The sequence below is a fragment of the Planococcus halocryophilus genome, assembly GCF_022489025.1.
GTDB classification, from domain to species: Bacteria; Bacillota; Bacilli; order Bacillales_A; family Planococcaceae; genus Planococcus; species Planococcus halocryophilus_A.
The window spans coordinates 168454-188717 of record NZ_JAKVTG010000002.1 but is presented as its reverse complement, the minus strand read 5'-3'; the positions used below and the strand labels follow the sequence as shown (position 1 = coordinate 188717).

Below are 20264 nucleotides of genomic sequence, written 5' to 3'. Positions count from 1 at the left end.
CTAGGAGATCAACTTAGCTGACAAATTTAACTTGGACAACTTGAAGAAAATAAAAAAAACCCGACTTCTCAATTGAGAAGTCGGGTTTTCGTCTATTATCGTACGTAAGGAGAAGGGTTGACTGCGTTTGAACGTGAGCCATTCCAAGGTCCTACGTGAATTTCAAAGTGAAGGTGTGTGCCTGTTGAACGGCCTGTGTTACCCATACCGCCAACTTGTTGGCCTTGTGATACAGATTGTCCTACTGATACATTGATTGAACTCATATGAGCATAAACCGTAGCGTGTGTACGTCCATTAATAGAGTGTGTAAGAATAACAACATTTCCGTATCCGCCCATGTTACCAGCGTATGAAACCATACCGCTAGCTGCAGCAGAAACACGTGTACCAGGTACGTTTGCAATATCCATACCCAAGTGAGATTCTGCGCCTACGCCAATGTCACGGCCGCCGAATCCTGATGTAAAGCGTCCAGATGCAGGAAGGATGAATGTTGAACCGCCTGTAGATGGAGCAGATGATGCTACCGCTTGTACAGGTGCTTTAGAAGTAGATGCAGTTGCTTTAGAAGCTGCTGCTTCTTTCGCTGCTGCCGCCGCCGCTGCTTTACGTGCTGCTGCTTCTTTCGCTAAACGTGCTGCTTCAGCTTTACGAGCAATTTCTGCAAGACGTGCTTGTTCTGAAGCAATTTGTTTTTCAAGAGATGCACTAATATCTGCTGTTTCACTATGTTCCATTTCAAGAGTTGATTTTTCTTTTGCTAAACGCGCTTGTTCAGCTTTTAAATCTTCTTCAAGTTGAGCTTGTTCATTTTTCTTAGCAGCTAGTGAGTTTTTCAAGTCAACTAGTTCTGCTTTAGTAGCTTCTTGTTCAGCAAGCTTAGTTTCAACTTCAGCTTTTTGTTCAGCAAGAAGTTTTTTGTCCGCTGCTTGTTCACGCATAATTTCACGGTCTGCTTCGATTAAAATGTTGACTGCTGAAAAACGGTCAATAAAGTCAACAAAACTATTTGCACCTAGTAGAACATCTATATAGTCTACTGATCCACCACTTAATTGAATGGCACGTGCACGTTCTTTTAATAATTCTTCGCGTTCTGCGATTTTTCTTTCCAATTCTTCAATAGACTTTCTCAATTCGTCGATTTCAACTTTTGTTTGATCGATTTCAGCTTGAGCAACGTCAATTTTGTCTTGAGTTTCAACGATTTGGTTATCTAACTCGCTAATTTTTGCGATGATTTTCTCGAGAGTGGTTTGGTTCTGCGAAATTTCGCTTGATTTCTGTTGGATGCCAGCGTTCAATTCGCTTTGCTTTTGTTGAGCCTCTTGCTGTTGTTTTTCTAAATCGCTTAGTTTATCAGCATTTGCGGTAGGCAAAACCATGGTAAAAGCCAATATAGATGATAAAGCGACTGTTAAAAATTTTGATAATCTATTCAAAACTCTTGCTCCCCTTTCGTGTCCGTGACTATCTATAAGTTATCGTAAAATTCTTTACATTAAAAAGGTTTCTCCTACGAATTTGGTGACCGTCAGGAAAAATCCAGCAGAATCATTGTAACACCACATAAACCTATTTTTTATTACAGTTTCTTATCAATTTCAATGCACAGATGACAAACTATCAGAAAATAACATTTGTGTGCTATTTTTTAATAAAAAAATGATGTATAATTGAATTTTCTGTAAACATATATGGTTTTATTAACCATTTGAGATGTATTAGGAGAAATGTATGTAACAGAAATGATTTAGAGAAACAAAAAAAGCCTTCCCAAATTTACTGGGAAAGGCTCTCGGTTATTCGTCTTCTAATACATCTGCTTGTTCTCTACGAACAACAAGTACATCACATTTAGCTGTACGAACAATTCGTTCAGAGACACTTCCCATGACAAATCGCTCAGCAGCATTTAATCCTGTAGCACCACAAATGATGACATCAATATTTAGTTTAGGTGCGAGTTCTTTTGGAATGGCAATTTTGGGTACGCCGTATTCAATGATGACATTTACATTTTTCACACCAGCAGCGAGTGCTTCTTCTTTATACTTAGCTAATAATTCTTGAGACGTTTTTTTTGTGCGATCTGCAATCGTGCGGTCGTAAGCTTCAATAGAACCAAATGAACGGTTATCGATAATATGTGCAAGGTGTAATGTGGCGTTGTTTCGAGTGGCAGCAGCTAAACCTTTCTTAAAAGCGAGTTCTGATTCTTTCGAGCCGTCGACTGCTACTAGAATATTAGAATACTTTAACGTCATTTAGAATTCCTCCTTGTTTCTCTATGTAAGAATTCGCCGTCGTACAATAAAGTTCCTTCTTAAGTTCGCTACCATATTTAGTAAATAGTGTCTATCTCGTGAATCTTCACAATAATCTAGAGATTTATTGTGATAAAATAGACCAATAGAAACAGTTCGATAGATAGTAGGGAGGCAGATGCGGTTTGAAAACCAATATAGGAAATACAGACGCATTAACAGGAATAGAAGAATTGCTATCTATCCGCCACCAAGTAAAAGAAATTAAAAAGGATAGTTTTTTATTTCGTGAAGGCGAAGTTGCTAAAAGTGTTTATATTGTTCAATCCGGTAAACTTCGGATTGAGAAAGTAACGCCGAATGGCAGGGAGTTGACGTTGAAGATTAGTGGTCCAGGGCAGCTGGTCGGCGAAGTAACGATTTTTTCAGATGCACCTAAATATATGCTTGCTGCCCGTGCAATTGAAGATACCGTTTATCTTCAAATTTCATTAAAAGATTTGGAAGAGGCGTTGATGTTAAATGGTCGACTTTCTATCGCTTTCATGAAGTGGATGGGTATCGATCAACAAAAAACTCAAACGAAATTTCGAGACCTTTTGCTTCACGGCAAAAAAGGCGCGTTGTATTCTACTCTGATTCGACTTTCTAATAGCTATGGTGTGAAAACAGAAGATGGAATCTTAATTGATGTTGTATTAACCAATCAAGAATTAGCGAATTTTTGTGGAATGACTAGAGAAGTCGTCAATCGGATGTTGGGGAATCTGAAAAAGAACGGAACAGTAAGTATGCATGAAGGGAAGATTTATCTTCACGACTTAAATTATTTAAAGACCGAAACAAATTGCGAAAACTGTCCGATTTATTTGTGTAAAATTGATTAGTAGAAAAGCTTGCCACGAGGCAGGCTTTTTTTTGTCTTAAATTTGTCTATTTAATAAAAACAAGAAGTGACTGTGACAAATATCACAGTGTGAAACCTAGAGATAGCATAGGCTAAAAGTAAAGCTGATAGGAATAAGGAGTGAGAACGAATGAGTCAGAGAAAACCAGAAGAGATTAATTTGAAAGGTACGTTTGTCAGTGTTCTTATAGTAGGACTCATCATTGTGGTAATGTGGGTCGCTGTTTATTTATTGTATGTAGCTCGTTAACGGAAAACGAAAGGAGTCGATTAACATGCATCTTCATAAATATGAAAAAATTTGGCTGACATTAGGAATAGCGTCGCTAATCGTATTTTTAAGCGTAGTGGGAGTGAGTGCGTTTTCCCAGAATCATACTCCTGCAGGCGGAATGGAAACTATTGACCCGAAAAAAGTAAATGAAACTGCACCTTTTGATAATCCAGGCGTTACGCAACTAGATGACGATACGTATCAAGCGACGATAGTAGCGATGGCTTTTGGCTACAATGCACCTGAACTAAGAGTTCCGGTAGGCAAAGAAGTTATCTTTAAAGTTACTAGCACCGATGTAGTTCACAGTTTTACCATTGATAACACGAAAGTAAACATGATGGTCGTTCCAGGGCGGATTACTACAAAATCTTATACCTTTGAAAAACCCGGCACTTATTTAATTCTTTGTAATGAATATTGCGGGACAGGCCATCATATGATGTATACAGAAATAGAGGTGTATGAAGAATGATTGCGTTACAAGATCGTAAACTCGCTTTATGGAATATTGGCGTCGCATATATTGCATTTTTAATCGGAACGTTATGTGGATTGCTTCAAGTTTTTATCCGTAATGATGCGCTTCAATTACCCGCTTGGTTAGATTATTATCAAATCTTAACGGCTCATGGAGTTTTACTGGCACTTATCTTTACGACATTTTTTATTTTCGGCTTTTTTATTACAGGCATGAGTAAAAGTCTAGGCAGTTTTGGTCCAAAAGTTCGTTTGTTTTCATGGATTGGCTTTTGGGTGACCTTACTCGGCACAGTTATGGCAACGGTCATGATCATTTCTGGACAAGCTTCCGTTATGTACACCTTTTATGCACCGTTACAAGCAAGTGGCTTTTTCTATGTTGGGCTTGCGTTAGTCATTATAGGAACGTGGATTAGTAGTTTCGCGTTAGTGGGTCATTACCGCGTCTGGCGTAAAAATAACAAAGGTCAATTAAGTCCATTGTTTGCGTTTATGACGATTACAACCATTATCATGTGGATTATTGCATGTCTTGGTGTTGTAGCAACGGTCTTGTTTCAATACATTCCTTGGGCGTTCGGTTGGACCGATACTATTGATGTCGAACTAAGCCGCTCATTGTTCTGGTATTTTGGCCATCCATTAGTTTATTTTTGGCTATTGCCGGCCTATATGGCTTGGTATTTAATCGTACCCAAGCTCTTAGGCGTAAAAGTATTCAGTGACTCACTTGCACGTATGTCATTTGTGCTCTTTATCTTGTTCTCGATTCCAGTTGGATTTCACCATCAACTGACAGAACCAGGTATCTCGAATTTTTGGAAGTTCCTTCAAGTGGTGTTGACGTTTATGGTCATCGTTCCTTCATTAATGACGGCGTTCTCGATGTTTGCAACGTTTGAAATTGCGGGGCGCAAAAATGGAGGCAAAGGTCTTTTTGGTTGGTTTACAAAATTACCTTGGAAAGATATTCGTTTTACGTCTATTTTCATCGCCATGGCATTCTTTATCCCTGGTGGAGCTGGTGGAATCATCAATGCGAGTTTCCAGCTGAATGAAGTGGTTCACAATACGTTGTGGATTGTTGGGCATTTCCATATTACCGTGGGAACTCCCGTAGCCATGACGTTTATGGGGATAACATTTTGGCTTATTCCATATTTAACGGGTCGGAAATTCACTAAGTCGATGAAAGTTTTAGGACTTGTCCAAATTATCACATGGTCAATTGGTATGGTCTTGATGTCAACAGCGCAGCATTTGTTGGGGCTTCTAGGCGCACCGAGAAGAACTGCGTACTCTAGCTATAATGACCATCCAGCTGCGTTGGAATGGTTTGATGGCATCTTAACCAATCATGTCACGATGGCAGTTGGGGGTAGCATTTTATTTGTTTCGGCAATGATTCTTATCTATATCGTCGTCATGACCATGTTTTTGTCGCCAAAAGCTGTGGAAACGAAAGACATGGTGGATTTCCCACTTGCTGAAAGCGATATGAGCAATACACCAAAATGGTTAGAAAATTGGTGGATTTGGATTGGTCTCGCTGCAGCCCTTATTGCTCTTGCTTATGCGATTCCATTAACGCATATGATTCAAAACGCACCGCCAGGCTCAGAAGGATTCAAAACGTGGTAGGAGTTGAAGGACAATGTTCACAATGGTTTTGTCATTGATGGTTGTGTTTATCGCGTTTACCGCGATGTTAGTTGAAATATCTTCGATGGAAGATTGAAATAGAGGCAGTCAGAAATTCTTATTACAAGAGTTTTTGACTGCCTTTTGTGTTTTAGAATAGTAGCAATAGCTTCTAGCTTTCTATAGTATAAAAAGAAGGAAACAGGAAGTTGAGGCTTATGCGATGACGATCATGGAATGGATATTTACAGCAATAAGCGTATTTTGGCTCAGTGAATTTTTGATTTTTCGTAATCGCGGAGTTGGCCAAGGAGACTCGTTGGAAAAACGTACTTTTGTTGCGATTTTCGGCGTGTTAATCGGAACCATTTTCTTGGCTTACTTTTTACAAGAACTCAAGCCGTTCCAAACGATGGCATTTTTAGGACAAGTAGTGGGCATCATCTTCCTCGCTACAGGAGTGTTGTTGCGTTTTTGGGGGATTTTGCACTTGAAATCACAATTCACACGTTACGTTACAGTTCGAGAAGGGGACGAAATTGTGAGTACCGGTCCTTACCGAAAGCTGCGCCATCCGCTTTATACGGGTCTGTTTTTAATCACGCTCGGTATGGCTCTGTTCTTTAGCAGCCTGGTTGCCACAGTCGCGGGAGGCATTGCGATGGTATGGGCTTTACTTCAGCGCATCAATTACGAAGAGCGTTTACTGGTTGAAAAGTTCGGTCCGGATTATGAACTTTGGATGAAGCAACGTGCGAGACTAATTCCGTTTATTTATTAATAGGATCAAACCAAGAGCGTATATTCTCCGTAATGGGCGTAAAGCTCTTTTAGTTAAACGTATGAGCAGTTCTTTTTACATCGGGTGCGATATAGTTTAATGTATGTCGTGTACGATATAAGTGAATGGAGGACTACATACAATGAAAACACTATTTGAAACAACAATGACGAATACAGGCGGTAGAGACGGGGCGGTGTATTCACCGGACAATATTTTTTATATGGACGTTGCAAAACCCCAGGCGCTTGGAGGATCTGCTACAACTGCAACAAATCCCGAACAACTTTTCGCGGCTGGCTATAGTGCATGCTTTAACAGTGCGTTAGAATTGGTGCTAGAAGCTGGTAAAGTGAAGATAGAGAAAAGTGAAGTAACAGCAACGGTTGCGTTAATCGGAGACAAAGCAGATGGTGGAGTAAAACTAGCGGTCAAACTGGTGGTCGACATAACGGGCATTGATGAAGCATTAAAACAAGAATATGTAGAAAAAGCGCATAATACATGCCCGTATTCAAAAGCTATTGCAGGATCTGTAGATGTAGAAATAACCGTTTTATAATAACCAGTATAGGTGAGATGTAGATGGAAAACCCGACAAAACTCGAGCAACAACTCTGTTTTGAAGTGTATAAAGCTTCTAGCAATTTTTCGAAAATGTATGCTAGAGCATTAGAACCGTTCAACTTAACTTTTTCACAATACTTAGTGCTTCTTGTCCTGTGGGACGAGCACCAATTACTGTCGAAAGACATTGGTGAACGATTGGGGCTTGGTACTGGTACATTAAATCCAATCATTAAACGGATGATTGATAATGGTCACTTGTCGAAGCAACAATCGGAAAAAGATAAAAGGGCATTTGTGATTTCGTTGACGGAAAAAGCGAAAAACGATCAGTCAGCCATTGAACAAGCCGTTTTTGAAAAAGTTGAGAGCTGCAATTTTATGGGCGTTAATGCAATTACATTGATGAAGAACTTAAAAGAGTTGAACGCAGCGTTCAAAACGATGAATTTGTAAAAGATCGCATGAATCATTAAATGAGGAGTGAGTGAGATGAATCTTTACGATATTGAAGTATCAAAACCGAACGGAGAAGCATACTCGTTAAGTGAATATAAAGGCAAAGCCATGTTAATCGTGAACACAGCAACGAAATGTGGATTACGCGATCAGTTTGACGGCCTCGAAAAATTATACGAAGAATACAAAGAACAAGGGTTGGTCGTATTAGGATTTCCGTCGAATCAGTTTAAGCAAGAAGAAGCTACAGGTGCAGAAGCACAAGAAGCTTGCCGCATGACATATGGAGTGACTTTCCCGATGCATGATTTAGTGAAAGTGAACGGTACAGACGCACATCCACTTTTCAACTATTTAACGAGCAATACAAAAGGCTTTTTAACAAGCGACATCAAATGGAATTTCACGAAATTCTTAGTGGATCAAAATGGTGATATTGTTTCTCGGTTTTCTCCAAAAGATACACCGGAATCGTTCAAAAAAGACGTTGAAAAAGTGCTTGCTCGCCCATAACGAGAAGGTTTCTGTTTCACTGGCGGCCGCGATGTGATAAGCTGTACATCATCGTAGCAGTAATGGAGTGATTAAAATGAGCAAAGCAAAAGCGAAAGCAAAGAGCGGTACGGGTCAAGGAACTGGTAAAAAAGGCTGGACTCGCTGGAAATCTGGCGCCAACAAAGCAAAGAGTTTCAAACCGTATACGAGCAAAAACAATAAAAAAGCGGACGAACCGAAAACAGATAAAGAAAAAGCTTCTGTATGGGTCGATGCATAGATAAAATGGCGAGGATTGTCCAAAAAGGGCATCCTTTTTTTATTTTAAGATCTTGAAAAACTCGGTAGAAATAATGTGATTTTTCAGCAAAAACTTTGAAATTCTAAAACAACTTGTTAAACTGGTGAAAGTGGTTTATAGTTTATAAGTACAATATTTAGTGTTTTATTATAAAAAATAACTATATATAGTAGTAATCGATAACGAAGATGCCTGAAAAGGCTTAATAGGGAATTCGGTAAAATTCCGGAGCTGTACCCGCAACTGTAAGTGCTGACGAGCTATCACAATCCACTGTCCAATGGACGGGAAGGAGATAGCAGAGAATGACGCACGAGCCAGGAGACCTGTCTTCGTTACAAGTTTATGATCTTCTCCGGGAGTTGAGAGAGATAACGAAGATATTATGCGCAAGCAGCTAGTTTAGGCTGTCTTGATGTGCTATTCTGCGTTTTCAAACCCATCCTCCCTGAGAGGATGGGTTTTTTGTTTTGTAGAGACGGAGGAATGGAAGGTATGACAGAAGCATTAGCAGCAGGTGTAGCCAGAACAATTCAAACAAAATTGGTGTTGCCACCGGATACCAATCATTTAGGAACGATATTTGGGGGCACGGTACTCGCATACATAGATGAAATCGCGGCGATTACCGCAATGAGACATAGTGGGGAAGCGGTGGTCACCGCTTCAATCGACACCGTGAACTTTTTATCATCTGCCAAGGTTGGAGATATCTTCATTTTAGAAGGAGTTGTTATTTCGACCGGAAGAACGTCGATGGAAGTTTACGTGAAAGCAGAATGCCAACAAATTGAAACGGGCATGACCAATTTAACAACAACAGCAATTTTAACAATGGTTGCGGTGGACAGTAATGGTAAACCAATCCCTGTAAAAGGCGTAATCCCTGAAACGGATGCGGAGAAAAAGTTATTCCAAAGCGCGCAAGAACGTAAACAGCAACGCATGCAATTGAAAGAATACTCAAAGGAGTTGTGCTGATATGAATATGAAAATTGAGACGGCGGAAATGTCATCAGTAGAAAAAGCGCTCGAACGGGCAACGGATGTATACGGCTTAGATACAAGTGAGCTACTTGAGCGTGCAGGCGAACTTGCTGAACAAGCAAAAGGCGAACAATCGTTATTGTACGCGTTAAACCACATCACCATGGATCAACCCGAGTGGACCTATGTAGCGGCAGAATTGTATGCAAGTGATTTATACAAGAAAGCTGCCGAACACCGGGGGTATTCAGCTTCTGAAAAATACGGCGATTTCTACAAGCTCATTCAAGAGTTGACGCACGTTGGAATTTATTCGAAAGAATTATTGTTTTCTTATTCACAAGAAGAAATCACAGAACTTGGACAAGAAGTCGAACCAGAGCGGGATTTATTGTTTAATTACATCGGCTTATTTTTGTTAGCGGATCGTTATTTAGCAAAAGATTACGAAGGACGTTTGTTTGAACTGCCGCAAGAGCGCTTTTTAGTCATTGCCATGACATTGATGCAAAACGAACCAAAAGAACGTCGCTTAAAACTAGTTAAAGAAGCGTATTGGGCAATGAGTCATTTGTATATGACAGTCGCCACACCAACTTTATCAAATGCTGGTAAAAGTTTTGGCCAATTGTCATCGTGCTTTATCGATACGGTAGACGATTCTTTAGACGGTATTTACTTAAACAATTGGGATATCGCCCGTCTTAGTAAAGACGGCGGTGGCATCGGCATTTATTACGGCAAAGTACGTGCGTTAGGTTCAGACATAAAAAAATTCAAAGGCAATTCTTCTGGAGTTGTACCATGGATTCGCTTGCTAAACGATACGGCGGTTAGTGTCGATCAACTAGGTCAGCGTCAAGGCGCTGTCGCGATTTACTTAGACGTTTTCCATAAAGACATTATGAACGGCTTCTTGGATTTGAAAACAAACAATGGCGATGAGCGCCGTAAAGCACACGACATTTTTACAGGCGTATCAATTCCAGATTTGTTTATGAAGCGTCTGCAAGAAAAAGACGAAAATGGTCGCAGCATTGGGGAGTGGCACACGTTCTGTCCGCATCAAGTTAAACAAGTTATGGGTTGGAAAGACGCAAATGGCAACGCGTTAGGACTAGAAGACTTTTACGATGAAAAAGACACCAAATACTTTAGCGATAAATACCAAGAAGCAGTCGATCATCCATTATTGCCACGCAAAACGTATCGCGCAATGGAAATCATGGCACGCATCATGGTGTCGCAACTAGAAACCGGCACGCCGTATATGTTTTATCGCGACGAAGTTAATCGTCAGAACCCGAACAAGCACACAAGAGGTCGCGGGTTGACATCGATTTATTGCAGTAATTTGTGTACAGAAATTATGCAAAATATGTCAGCTACAACAATAGTTAAAGAATATACTGATGAAGACGGCAATCTTGTTATGATTCGCAAGCCAGGCGATTTTGTGGTTTGTAATTTGTCATCGATCAACTTGCCGAGAGCGGTCAAAGCAGACGTATTAGAGCGTTTAGTACCGATTCAAACACGCATGCTTGATAATGTTATTGACTTAAATACCATTTCGGTAGGACAAGCTGAAGTAACAAATAAAAAATACCGCGCAATTGGTTTAGGAACATTTGGATGGCACCACTTGCTCGCGCTTGAAGGCATCCATTGGGAAAGTGAAAAAGCGGTTGAGTTTGCCGATAAGCTTTACGAAGAAATTGCTTATCAAACGATACGTGCTTCTATGCAATTAGCAGAAGAAAAAGGCGCGTTCAGTCAGTTTTCAGGTTCTGAATGGCACACAGGCGAGTATTTTGAACGCCGCAACTACACGAGTGAGCGTTGGAACGACTTGCAACAACAAGTGGCCACAACCGGTGTTCGAAACGGCTGGATGATGGCTGTTGCGCCGAACTCATCAACTGCGAAAATCGGTGGTTCAACAGATGGCATTGATCCGCTATACGCCGTTGAATACGCTGAAGAGAAAAAGAACTTCAAATTTAAAGTGACTGCACCTGACTTGGATCATAATACGTATGATTTCTACCGTCGTTCGCGTCACATGCTTGACCAAAAATGGAGTATTCGTCAAAATGCAGCACGTCAACGCCATATTGATCAATCCATCAGCTTTAACTTTTATGTCCCGCACACGATTAAAGCAAAAGAATTATTAGAGCTGCATTTAGAAGCGTGGAAGCAAAACTTGAAAACGACTTATTATGTTCGCAGTACGTCGCAAGCGGAAATCGAAGAATGCGAAGCGTGTCAAAGCTAAAGGAGAATGATCATGACGATACATGAACCGTTAAAAAAGATTAAATTATTAAATCCAGAACATCCGAATAAATCGACTGGCGTGTTAAACGGCCAGTCTTCGGGGTTATTGAATTGGAACGATATTGCGTATCCACAAATGTATGATTTGTATCAAGCGCTATTAGCCAACTTTTGGAAAGCGCAAGAAATCAATATGCAAGACGATATTAAGCAATGGGATAGCTTGAGCAGTGTGGAAAAAGACGTCTTTTTACGTATCAATACACAACTTGCCTCACTCGATAGCTTGCAAACGCCGACGATGAGTCAAGCAATGGATTACGTAACCGATTCGAGCTTTAAAGCAATATTTGCGGTAATTTCTCAACAAGAAGCCGTTCATACCGAGTCGTATTCGTATATTTTAAGTTCACTTGTTTCCGTGAGCGAACAAAACGCGCGCTTCGATCAAGCAAAAAGCGATCCGGTTGTTCAAAAACGAAATGAGTTAATTTTAGATGCATACGAAGAATTTCGCCAAAATCCAACGCCGCAAAACTTGTTTAAGCTGAGCGTCAATTCCATTAACTTAGAAGGTATTTATTTTTATGCTGGCTTTGCGTTTTTCTACCATTTGGCACGTCAGCAAAAAATGTTGAAAACCAGCACGATGATCAGCTACATTCAACGCGACGAAATGCAGCATGCGTATTTTATCGCGCAGTTTATCCGCATCATGTTGACGGAAAATCCGGAATTGAATACGGACGAAAATATTCAATACATTTATACAACGATTGATAAAGCGGTACAGCTTGAAAAAGAGTGGGCACATTACATCTTAGCTGATATAGAAGGATTGGATTTGGTAGAGTTTGCAGAGTATGTAGAGTACTTAGCCAATAAACGATTGCGTCAACTTGGTCTAGACAATTTATACGAAGAGCGCAGCAACCCAATGCCATGGATACAAGTGTTTGGCGACGATATGATGAACGACACCAAATCTGATTTCTTCGAACAAAAATCAAGAACTTATACGAAAGTGTCTCAAACGAATGGCTTTGACGAGCTATAAGTCAAGAACAGCAATCGTGTATGCCTCAGTTACTGGCAACACGAAACAATTAGCAGAAATGCTACAAACGGCCATGCTAAACCGAGGAATACAAGCTGAGCTTTACCGAATAGAAGAGTTTCCACTCGGTAATCTGTCATGCTTCAATCATCTATTAATTGGCACTTATACATGGGGGAGCGGAGAAATCCCAGCAGAAATGCACGAGTTGTATCAAGCGATTGAAAAGTTCGACAACAAAGAGCTGAAAACAGCAGTTTTCGGAACGGGAGATAGTTTTTTTGCAGAATTTTGCGGAGCGGTCGATCGTTTTAAGGACATGTTATATGTCAAAACAAAGCTAATAGCGAGTTTAAAAGTAGAATTGATGCCACAACCAAAAGATGTTGTGCGCTGTGAGAAATTAGCACAACTCATTCAATAGTAGAGGAGAAATCGCCGAAAGGCGGTTTTTTATTTTGGAAGAAAAGTGTTTAATTTTTAAAAACGGGGTATAGGATAGAAAAGAACGAGAAAGCAGATTCTTACTATTTCCAGCTGCAGAAACCGGTGGAACTTTTTGTCGTGAATTTTTATCGTCTGTGAAAGCTATATACTTATAGTAATTTTGAAAAGATAGTTAAATGAGAAATCGGCGTTTTCGTTTACATCATCTTTTCGATCAGGAATTAAAAGCGCAATAAAATACAATCCGTTAATGATTTTGGCTGTAAAAAACGCCGAAAAGAATCTAAGGATTCTTTTCGGTGTTTTTGTGTCCAACGTTCTTTTAATACGCCATATAAAATTATATGGAAAACAGGAGGGTGAACTGGGTGGAAAGATTCGAGCGATTGGCCGAACAAGTTGGCGTGTTGCTGAATGCAGAAGTGGAAGTACAGGGTGGCGAATGTTTAGTCAAAAGAACAAGAGCCATCAATATTTCTTCTCAAAACAAAAATTTCAATTGTGTGCTCGATCATGATATTTCGTTTATAAATCTTAAAGAAGATGGCACTGCACTCAATCAGGCAGAAATATTATTACTCCCAGAAGAGGTAGCTCTTTTTACAAACGCGCTTCAAAAGCATCCAATTTCGTTGCCTATAAACTACCAGCAACGTGTGGATATAAACCCGAATATTGTGTGCATTTATTTATCTTCAGAAGAAACACCTGAAGATTTCGCTACCAGACTATCTGCTGCATTTAATGTGATAGAGCAAAATGCATTAGTAAAGTAATGACTGAAAGGGGGAGAGTTTAATGCTAACTAGATACAAACGATCGCATGAAAAAGTAGCGATGGGCTTGCTGGCATTCATGCCCGAAGAGCGGAATGTGAAGCAACTGAGAAAAACAATGGAATTATACAATGAACACCCAGATTGGCAGCTTTTCTTTTGGAAAGCAAACGATTATTATGTGGGCATCATTGGCGTTCATATAGAAGACGATGAATTTTTTACCGTGCAGCACGTTACCGTCATTCCATCGTTTAGAGGAGAAGGAATTGGCCATAAAATGGTGACAAGTGTTGAAAGATTGATGGAGAACCGCAAAGCAAGACCTTCTGAAGCAACAAAAGCGTTTATGATGAAATGTAGGGTTTAAATGAGTGTAAGAAATAGCGTAAATAAGAAGTAGCAGGAAAGCCGGTTGTGGCGATGCACAAACGGCTTTTTTAATGGATAAATTTCCATCTGAGGCGGTCTACAGCGTATAATAAAAAGACCTGATTGATTCTATAAAAGCGAAGGTAAGAGGTGTGCACCATGATTGTCATCATCGATAACCAAGATTCATTTACTTATAATCTGGTTCATTATTTTGAGCAACTAGATCCAGCCGTCCATATATTTCAAAACGATGAATTGATAGAAAAACAATTAGAAGCTTTAAATCCAGATCTAATCGTCCTGTCACCGGGACCGGGTCGCCCTGCAATAAGTGGGGCAAGCAAACGTGTATTAACAAACTTAAGCGGACGTGTTCCAATATTAGGGGTTTGTCTCGGACATCAAGCCATTGTGGAACATTTCGGTGGTACAGTGACAAAAGGAAACCAGCCAATGCACGGCAAAGTTTCTACGCTGACCCATGATGGAAAAGGACTTTTTAAAGAAATCGCCAATCCAACATCGGTTACACGCTATCATTCGTTAGTGGCCGAAAACACGATACCCGAATGCTTATTGGTGACGGCTCGTTCTGAAGACGGTGCGATTATGGCCGTTCGTCATCGTAATTTGCCAGTTGAAGGCATCCAATTTCATCCGGAATCCATATTAACAGTGGAAGGTTTTCAAATGCTAAAAAATAGTTATGAACAAGCAAAAGTGTGGAAAGAAACAAACAAGGGAGGTGCTGAACATGTCGAACCCTCACCTAATGTATGAGTTTAGAAACGGTGCTGGAGAAATTGAACCACTGTATTTTAGCAATCCGGTTAACATTTTTCAAACACATGATCTAGCAAACGTAGCTAATATTCTAGAAAAAGTCGACCAAGCAGTAAATGATGGATTTTACGCAGCAGGCTATGTTTCGTACGAAGCAGCTCCGGCTTTCCGACCGGAAATGCATGTTCAATCGGCAGGTGAGATGCCGCTCCTTTGGTTTGGGATTTTCAAAGAGCCACAAAAAATGTCGTTAGTTTCTCAAGAACACCAAACGTATCAGGTGTCAGATTGGGAAATGGCAAGTTCGGTAGAACAATACAAAACCGGCATCCACCAAATCAAAACAGCCATTGAAGAAGGTCATACGTATCAAGTGAATTACACAGAACGCTTGTCTGCAAAATTTACGGGTGACGATCTAACCTTTTATCACCAATTAGCAAGAAACCAACAAGCAGATTACGGAGCCTACTTGAACTTAGGACGATTTCGTCTGTTGTCGGCATCGCCAGAGCTGTTTTTTAAAGTTCAAGGGGGTAAGTTAATTGCTAAGCCGATGAAAGGCACAGCGCCAAGAGGACGTACGACACAAGAAGACCAAGAGTACAAAAAAACCTTATTATCATCTGAAAAAGAAAGAGCAGAAAACTTAATGATTGTCGATTTGTTGCGAAACGACATGAGCCGCTTAGCTAAAAAAGGAAGCGTTAAAGCAGATCCTCTCTTTACAGTTGAAACTTATCCAACAGTTCATCAATTAACTTCAACAGTCACCGCTGATTTAAAAGATCACACAACGATTTGGGACTGGTTTCATGCTTTGTTTCCATGTGGCTCGATTACCGGTGCACCCAAAATTAGTACGATGAAATACATAGCCACATTAGAACAAACACCACGAGAAGTTTATTGTGGCGCTATCGGGTTTATCACACCTGATAAAGAAGCAGTCTTTAACGTACCCATCAGGACCGTTGTGATTGACCAAGAAAAAGGCGTAGCACATTACGGAGTAGGTGGCGGCATCACGTGGGATTCAACGGCTGAAGGAGAATACCGTGAGTTGCAGACAAAAGCAGAAGTGCTTACCGCGAAACGTCCTGTCTTTAAATTACTTGAATCGCTAAAACTAGCAGACGGTAACTATCCGTTGTTGCGTTACCATTTGGCGCGTCTTGAAGATTCTTCGGGTTATTTTCATTTCCCGGGAAATACTGAAGAAGTTAAAGCCGAATTGACCAAACTAGCACAACACTATCCGCAAGGAACTTACAAAGTGCGTCTTTTATTAGATCGTAAAGGGCAGCTGGAAGTGCAAGCGCAAAAAACAGCTCCGATAGAGGAACCGGTAAAATGTGTCTTAGCTACTTCTCCTGTAGATAGCAAAAATCCGTTTTTGTTTCATAAAACTACACACCGTGAAGTATATAAACAGGCAAGTGTTGAACATTCAAAAGAATTCTTTTCAGTCTTATTATGGAATGAAAAACAGCAAATCACGGAATTCACAATCGGCAATGTGGTAGTCGAAAAAGACGGTCGATTTTTCACGCCGCCAGTAGAATGTGGTTTGTTAGCAGGCACTTTTAGGCAGCATCTATTAGATCAACAGCAAATAGAAGAAAAAATCATTTTAAAAGAAGAACTAAAAGAGTTTGATGCTATTTGGTTTATTAATGGTGTGCGGGGATGGCTCTCTGTGGAGTTAAAAGAATAAGTACCATAAAATCAGAAAGCCTACCCGAAAAAAATTCGGTTAGGCTTTTTGTGCTTTATTCGAAATCTAGTTTGTAATCAATGGCTTTAATAATTTTCAATTTGCGTGTAAAAATGTAGAGCAAGCCTATATTTAAAAGAACTGGAATGACGAGGAAGGTACTCAACATAATGGCAATATTGCGACCGTTCCATCCGCCGTCTGCAAGGTTCATATAATTTAACGGGCCGACCAAACCAGATAAGCCAAATCCGGCACTATAAGGCGTGCCTTGGATATTCAATATACCTGCTAAAGCACCAAGAACGCCAGCCGTGATCAGCATCGGTGTCGCAATTTGTGGTTTCATCAAGAAGTTTTTCATTTGGATTTTTGGAGACCCGAGTACATGAGCAAGGGCAGTTCCCAATGTGTTCGCTTTGTAACTGGAAATCGCAAGCCCAATCCCGGCCGCAACAATTCCAAGATTCGCCGCACCAGCGCCAATACCTGATAGCATAATCACTGTGGCTACACCCACCGTTGATATCGGCAGTAAAATAATAATGCAGAAAATCATGGCGATGAGCGAACCCATCAAAATAGGTTGCAACGACGTGATGTGCGCAACGACAGAACCGATCAAACCAGTTGACTGTCTCATAAATGGCAGCAACAAGTAGCCGACCATTCCAGGAATCAGGATGCTGAGTGTTGGCATTAACAAAATTTCATATGCTTTTAATTTATTGCCGAGAAGCTGAACAAACAATACAGTTAAAGCTGCTGTAATGGTGATGTTAAGAACAATGCCGATGCCATTCAATGTCATAACGCCTTCCGCTGTTTTTTGAACAACGCCACTCCCGACCATCGAAGCAATCCCGACACTAGCGGTTTGGATAGAAGATAACTTAAATGAAACACCAACCATGACGCCAATCATCACAGGCAATAAGCTCATCGTGAAGACTGTAATATCAAACAAATGCTGTAGAGACGGGAAGTAAGGGATTAATAATTTCAAAATCTCACCAAGTAATGCGTTCGGAATCAGTGCCACGACAATGCCGATACTGACACCATTTAACAGTTTACCAATAAATTCTTTCATCTCTGCAGCTCCTATCTTAGTTGAGTAAATTAAGTTACTACTATAATGAATAGTCTGATGGAAATCAATAAAAAGTTTATTGGATTAACGCGTTGGTGTACTAAAGTGCAGGCGGAATAATAGTATTAGAACGCAATTCGGAATAACTTGTTATATGCTATACCAAATCAGAATCCTTGTTTACTATAATTTTACTTAAATCGTTATTGTAAAAACATATATGCTGTAGTTAATAAATGCTCATTAAATTAGTTAAGATAAGTCTTTTGATTGGAAAAATTGTAATCTTCTAATTATTGGCGTTTAATAGAAGGTGAGATCTTTCCAATACAAGGAGGCGGAACGAGTGGAGTTAGCAGGTAAAGTCGCGATTGTAACAGGCGGGGCATCTGGAATTGGCTTTGCAACAGCCAAAGCATTTCTGGATAAAGGTGCAAAAGTGGTGATTGGGGACTATAACGAAGAAGGCGGTCAACAAGCAGAACAGCAACTCAAGCAAGGAGAAGCCGAAGTGGCTTTTATCAATGTTGATGTTGCGAATGAAGAATCAGTTGAACAAATGGTGGCAGCAACTGTTAAACGTTTTGGAAGAGTTGATATTATCGTCAATAATGCGGGAATTGGTGTACTTGGGGTTACGCATGAATTGACGTACGAAGACTATCATAAAGTAATTGCTGTAAATCAAGATGGTGTCTTTTTTGGTGCCAAGCATGCGATTAAAAACATGCTAGAACATGGAGACGGCGGTGTCATCATCAATACTTCATCAATTTTGGGGTCAGTTGGTGAAGGTGGTGCTTTTGCCTATAATGCTTCAAAAGGTGCTGTAAACTTAATGACCAAGTCACTTGCTTTACAGTATGCTGAACACAAAATTCGCGTTAATGCAGTAGCGCCAGGATATGTGGAAACCGGTATGGTAAGCAAAGAAGCATTGGGCGACTTTTACGATGCCTTAGTAGACAAACATCCTGTCGGTAGACTGGGCCAGCCAGAAGAAATTGCGCATGCCATCGTCTTTTTAGTTGAGAACGAATTTGTTACAGGTAGCACATTGATGGTTGATGGTGGGTATACGACTCAATAATCTGATAGAAAAGGGGCTGTTCTGTACGGCTCTTTTTTTATGTGGATTTACGATACTGATAAAAATAACAAAAATCTGATGGATGGAAAAGAAGCAACGGATAAAGTATGATAAAACCACAAGTAAATCTTCGATATTAAAGGAAATCGTTATGTAGTAAACCTCTTTCTTCCGTCTACAAGCAAGTATCAAAACGTAAGGAGCGGGTACTTATGATTCATGCAAAAGAAACAACGGATAACCAGAATACCAATGCTGATCAGTCGAAAGCGTTTATCCGGAATGACCAATATAACTTTATCAAAGACCAAACAAAAATTCTGTTGACGGCACAAACTAGCACGAACGATGCTGAAGTATTAAATGTACTGCGGCATCTTGCACATGAGAAAGTCCAGAATCTCTTTCCTGCTCTTACCGAAGAACAAAAGAAAATTCTTCACCCGTTGGTCCAAATAAACGAATTGAGCGAGGCAGAAATTTTTTTAGAACAACTTCAGCCTTATCGTATTCCTTTTAAAGCAGTTAGCGACCAACATTTAAAGTGTTTATTTCCTAAAGCGAAAAAGTTGAAAGGTCCAAAGCTTGAAAACATCAACTTCAAAAAGACCTCTTATCTTGCATGGACAGAAAGCTCTAATCTAATGTATTTAGTAGCTGAAGTAAAAGATCAAATGATTGGTGTTCAAGGCAGTTTTACGCGCAGTCATAAACAAGGCATTTGCAGAGTCTGCAATCGTCATAGTGAAGTAGGATTGTTTATCGCCAAGATGAAAAATTCAGGGAACGACCAATTTATTAAACGTGGCAACTACATTTGCCAAGACGCCGCGGTTTGTAATGACAATATTAAAACCTTGGATTCGTTGGCTGAATTTGTGGGTCAGTTCCAAAATAAATAAAGCAAAAACCATCCCTCTGAAATCGTGTAAACGAAATAATGGGATGGTTTTTTGTTCTCAATTTTCCTAGTTAGATTTATTCGAATTTTCTTTTAATTATCTATTGCTTTATTGTGTAAGCGCTTTTATAATGAATATTAATATCAAATGTCACGCATATGAACAAATGTAAAGGGGGGGGCTTTAGACATGTGGGGATGGTTCGTCGTTGTTTTTGCAATAGCATGGCTGCTTCAAATTTGGCTGACAAAGGCACAATTAAGAAATTATCATGGCACCATTAAAAAGTTGAGCCAAAGGCCATCTGGATATTTAGGGTTAGGTATCCAAAAGCAAAAGCTTGGAATAGGCGCAGTTGCAATTGTTGTAACTGATGAGACAGGGGTAGTAATCGAAAGCCAATTAATGCGAGGGGTCACAGTGTTTAGTCGTTTCGAACCCTCTACTAAATATATTGGCCAATCACTAGATATGTTAAAGATAGAATTGGGGGAGGATCCAGTAGATTTAGCGCTTAAGATGGCAATTGAAAAAATTGAATCGCAAATGAATGGAAATACAAATCTAGCAATATAA

22 protein-coding genes, 1 pseudogene and 1 riboswitch are annotated in these 20264 nt (G+C 40.0%); of the genes and pseudogenes, 20 read left to right on the top strand and 3 right to left on the bottom strand.

Annotated elements, in window-relative coordinates:
* Positions 1-95 precede the first annotated feature (95 nt).
* Both MLE13_RS03855 and MLE13_RS03850 read right to left on the bottom strand, forming a co-directional pair.
* Entirely contained in the window at positions 96-1445 is a 1350-nt protein-coding gene (locus MLE13_RS03855) for a murein hydrolase activator EnvC family protein (RefSeq protein ID WP_240748145.1), read from the bottom strand.
* Positions 1446-1805: 360 nt separating this feature from the next.
* The gene (locus tag MLE13_RS03850; protein ID WP_240748144.1) at positions 1806-2270 is read right to left on the bottom strand and encodes a universal stress protein; all 465 of its coding nucleotides are present in this window, start codon (positions 2268-2270) and stop codon (positions 1806-1808) included.
* A gap of 185 nt (positions 2271-2455) precedes the next feature.
* Between MLE13_RS03850 and MLE13_RS03845 the strand changes: the two genes are divergently transcribed.
* The 17 genes and pseudogenes from MLE13_RS03845 to pabB all read left to right on the top strand — a co-directional run bounded on the left by MLE13_RS03845 (position 2456) and on the right by pabB (position 16603).
* Positions 2456-3157 (top strand): Crp/Fnr family transcriptional regulator, encoded by a 702-nt coding sequence (locus MLE13_RS03845; protein ID WP_240748143.1) that lies wholly within the window; start codon positions 2456-2458, stop codon positions 3155-3157.
* A 150-nt stretch (positions 3158-3307) separates the two neighbouring features.
* Complete coding sequence (locus tag MLE13_RS03840) at positions 3308-3427, top strand: cytochrome C oxidase subunit II (RefSeq protein WP_240748142.1); 120 nt, start codon at positions 3308-3310, stop codon at positions 3425-3427.
* A 25-nt stretch (positions 3428-3452) separates the two neighbouring features.
* Positions 3453-3926: a cytochrome c oxidase subunit II gene (locus tag MLE13_RS03835; RefSeq protein ID WP_040850304.1), complete on the top strand. Its 474-nt coding sequence runs from the start codon at positions 3453-3455 to the stop codon at positions 3924-3926.
* A complete protein-coding gene (locus MLE13_RS03830) occupies positions 3923-5575 on the top strand; it encodes a b(o/a)3-type cytochrome-c oxidase subunit 1 (protein WP_240748141.1) in 1653 nt (550 codons plus the stop codon). Before MLE13_RS03835 ends, MLE13_RS03830 begins: the two co-directional genes overlap by 4 nt.
* A 223-nt stretch (positions 5576-5798) precedes the next feature.
* On the top strand, positions 5799-6356 hold the full coding sequence (locus MLE13_RS03825) for a methyltransferase family protein (RefSeq protein WP_240748140.1): 558 nt from the start codon (positions 5799-5801) through the stop codon (positions 6354-6356).
* 142 nt (positions 6357-6498) lie between these two features.
* Positions 6499-6918, top strand: coding sequence for an organic hydroperoxide resistance protein (locus MLE13_RS03820; RefSeq protein WP_240748139.1), 420 nt, complete (start codon positions 6499-6501; stop codon positions 6916-6918).
* A 23-nt stretch (positions 6919-6941) separates the two neighbouring features.
* Positions 6942-7379 (top strand): MarR family winged helix-turn-helix transcriptional regulator, encoded by a 438-nt coding sequence (locus tag MLE13_RS03815; protein ID WP_240748138.1) that lies wholly within the window; start codon positions 6942-6944, stop codon positions 7377-7379.
* Positions 7380-7415: 36 nt separating this feature from the next.
* Positions 7416-7895 carry a glutathione peroxidase gene (locus tag MLE13_RS03810; protein WP_240748137.1) on the top strand — a complete coding sequence of 160 codons (480 nt, stop codon included), beginning with the start codon at positions 7416-7418 and terminating at the stop codon, positions 7893-7895.
* 76 nt (positions 7896-7971) lie between these two features.
* Positions 7972-8103, top strand: a pseudogene (locus MLE13_RS03805) (DUF3934 family protein); the annotation flags it as partial.
* Between the two features lie 244 nt (positions 8104-8347).
* A riboswitch (cobalamin riboswitch) is annotated at positions 8348-8526 on the top strand.
* 147 nt (positions 8527-8673) lie between these two features.
* Positions 8674-9159 (top strand): acyl-CoA thioesterase, encoded by a 486-nt coding sequence (locus tag MLE13_RS03800; RefSeq protein ID WP_240748136.1) that lies wholly within the window; start codon positions 8674-8676, stop codon positions 9157-9159.
* Position 9160: 1 nt separating this feature from the next.
* A complete protein-coding gene (locus MLE13_RS03795) occupies positions 9161-11446 on the top strand; it encodes a ribonucleoside-diphosphate reductase subunit alpha (RefSeq protein ID WP_240748135.1) in 2286 nt (761 codons plus the stop codon).
* Positions 11447-11458: 12 nt separating this feature from the next.
* Positions 11459-12505: a ribonucleotide-diphosphate reductase subunit beta gene (locus MLE13_RS03790; protein WP_240748134.1), complete on the top strand. Its 1047-nt coding sequence runs from the start codon at positions 11459-11461 to the stop codon at positions 12503-12505.
* Positions 12486-12929: a flavodoxin domain-containing protein gene (locus MLE13_RS03785; RefSeq protein WP_240748133.1), complete on the top strand. Its 444-nt coding sequence runs from the start codon at positions 12486-12488 to the stop codon at positions 12927-12929. Before MLE13_RS03790 ends, MLE13_RS03785 begins: the two co-directional genes overlap by 20 nt.
* Positions 12930-13320: 391 nt before the next feature.
* Positions 13321-13728, top strand: coding sequence for a DUF1259 domain-containing protein (locus MLE13_RS03780; RefSeq protein ID WP_240748132.1), 408 nt, complete (start codon positions 13321-13323; stop codon positions 13726-13728).
* A gap of 22 nt (positions 13729-13750) precedes the next feature.
* Positions 13751-14098, top strand: a complete 348-nt coding sequence (locus MLE13_RS03775; RefSeq protein ID WP_240748131.1) for a GNAT family N-acetyltransferase — start codon at positions 13751-13753, stop codon at positions 14096-14098.
* A 161-nt stretch (positions 14099-14259) separates the two neighbouring features.
* Positions 14260-14883 (top strand): anthranilate synthase component II, encoded by a 624-nt coding sequence (locus MLE13_RS03770; RefSeq protein ID WP_240748130.1) that lies wholly within the window; start codon positions 14260-14262, stop codon positions 14881-14883.
* Entirely contained in the window at positions 14858-16603 is a 1746-nt protein-coding gene (pabB, locus tag MLE13_RS03765; RefSeq protein ID WP_240748129.1) for an aminodeoxychorismate synthase component I, read from the top strand. The genes MLE13_RS03770 and pabB overlap by 26 nt, the downstream gene beginning before the upstream one ends.
* 55 nt (positions 16604-16658) lie before the next feature.
* On the opposite strand, the gene MLE13_RS03760 is transcribed toward pabB, so the two are convergent.
* Complete coding sequence (locus MLE13_RS03760) at positions 16659-17696, bottom strand: PTS transporter subunit IIC (RefSeq protein ID WP_240748128.1); 1038 nt, start codon at positions 17694-17696, stop codon at positions 16659-16661.
* Between the two features lie 346 nt (positions 17697-18042).
* On the opposite strand from MLE13_RS03760, the gene MLE13_RS03755 reads away from it, so the two are divergent.
* The 3 genes from MLE13_RS03755 to MLE13_RS03745 all read left to right on the top strand — a co-directional run bounded on the left by MLE13_RS03755 (position 18043) and on the right by MLE13_RS03745 (position 20264).
* Positions 18043-18786, top strand: coding sequence for an SDR family NAD(P)-dependent oxidoreductase (locus MLE13_RS03755; protein WP_240748127.1), 744 nt, complete (start codon positions 18043-18045; stop codon positions 18784-18786).
* Positions 18787-18998: 212 nt separating this feature from the next.
* Positions 18999-19688, top strand: a complete 690-nt coding sequence (locus MLE13_RS03750) for a FusB/FusC family EF-G-binding protein (RefSeq protein WP_240748126.1) — start codon at positions 18999-19001, stop codon at positions 19686-19688.
* Positions 19689-19877: 189 nt separating this feature from the next.
* Entirely contained in the window at positions 19878-20264 is a 387-nt protein-coding gene (locus MLE13_RS03745; protein ID WP_240748125.1) for a transcriptional regulator GutM, read from the top strand.

Coding starts and splice junctions, on each gene's coding strand:
- MLE13_RS03850 (WP_240748144.1), bottom strand. CDS start 2,270: ATGACGTTAAAGTATTCTAATATTCTAGTAGCAGTCGACGGCTCGAAA.
- MLE13_RS03840 (WP_240748142.1), top strand. CDS start 3,308: ATGAGTCAGAGAAAACCAGAAGAGATTAATTTGAAAGGTACGTTTGTC.
- MLE13_RS03835 (WP_040850304.1), top strand. CDS start 3,453: ATGCATCTTCATAAATATGAAAAAATTTGGCTGACATTAGGAATAGCG.
- MLE13_RS03830 (WP_240748141.1), top strand. CDS start 3,923: ATGATTGCGTTACAAGATCGTAAACTCGCTTTATGGAATATTGGCGTC.
- MLE13_RS03825 (WP_240748140.1), top strand. CDS start 5,799: ATGACGATCATGGAATGGATATTTACAGCAATAAGCGTATTTTGGCTC.
- MLE13_RS03820 (WP_240748139.1), top strand. CDS start 6,499: ATGAAAACACTATTTGAAACAACAATGACGAATACAGGCGGTAGAGAC.
- MLE13_RS03815 (WP_240748138.1), top strand. CDS start 6,942: ATGGAAAACCCGACAAAACTCGAGCAACAACTCTGTTTTGAAGTGTAT.
- MLE13_RS03810 (WP_240748137.1), top strand. CDS start 7,416: ATGAATCTTTACGATATTGAAGTATCAAAACCGAACGGAGAAGCATAC.
- MLE13_RS03800 (WP_240748136.1), top strand. CDS start 8,674: ATGACAGAAGCATTAGCAGCAGGTGTAGCCAGAACAATTCAAACAAAA.
- MLE13_RS03795 (WP_240748135.1), top strand. CDS start 9,161: ATGAATATGAAAATTGAGACGGCGGAAATGTCATCAGTAGAAAAAGCG.
- MLE13_RS03790 (WP_240748134.1), top strand. CDS start 11,459: ATGACGATACATGAACCGTTAAAAAAGATTAAATTATTAAATCCAGAA.
- MLE13_RS03785 (WP_240748133.1), top strand. CDS start 12,486: ATGGCTTTGACGAGCTATAAGTCAAGAACAGCAATCGTGTATGCCTCA.
- MLE13_RS03775 (WP_240748131.1), top strand. CDS start 13,751: ATGCTAACTAGATACAAACGATCGCATGAAAAAGTAGCGATGGGCTTG.
- MLE13_RS03770 (WP_240748130.1), top strand. CDS start 14,260: ATGATTGTCATCATCGATAACCAAGATTCATTTACTTATAATCTGGTT.
- pabB (WP_240748129.1), top strand. CDS start 14,858: ATGTCGAACCCTCACCTAATGTATGAGTTTAGAAACGGTGCTGGAGAA.
- MLE13_RS03760 (WP_240748128.1), bottom strand. CDS start 17,696: ATGAAAGAATTTATTGGTAAACTGTTAAATGGTGTCAGTATCGGCATT.
- MLE13_RS03750 (WP_240748126.1), top strand. CDS start 18,999: ATGATTCATGCAAAAGAAACAACGGATAACCAGAATACCAATGCTGAT.
- MLE13_RS03745 (WP_240748125.1), top strand. CDS start 19,878: ATGTGGGGATGGTTCGTCGTTGTTTTTGCAATAGCATGGCTGCTTCAA.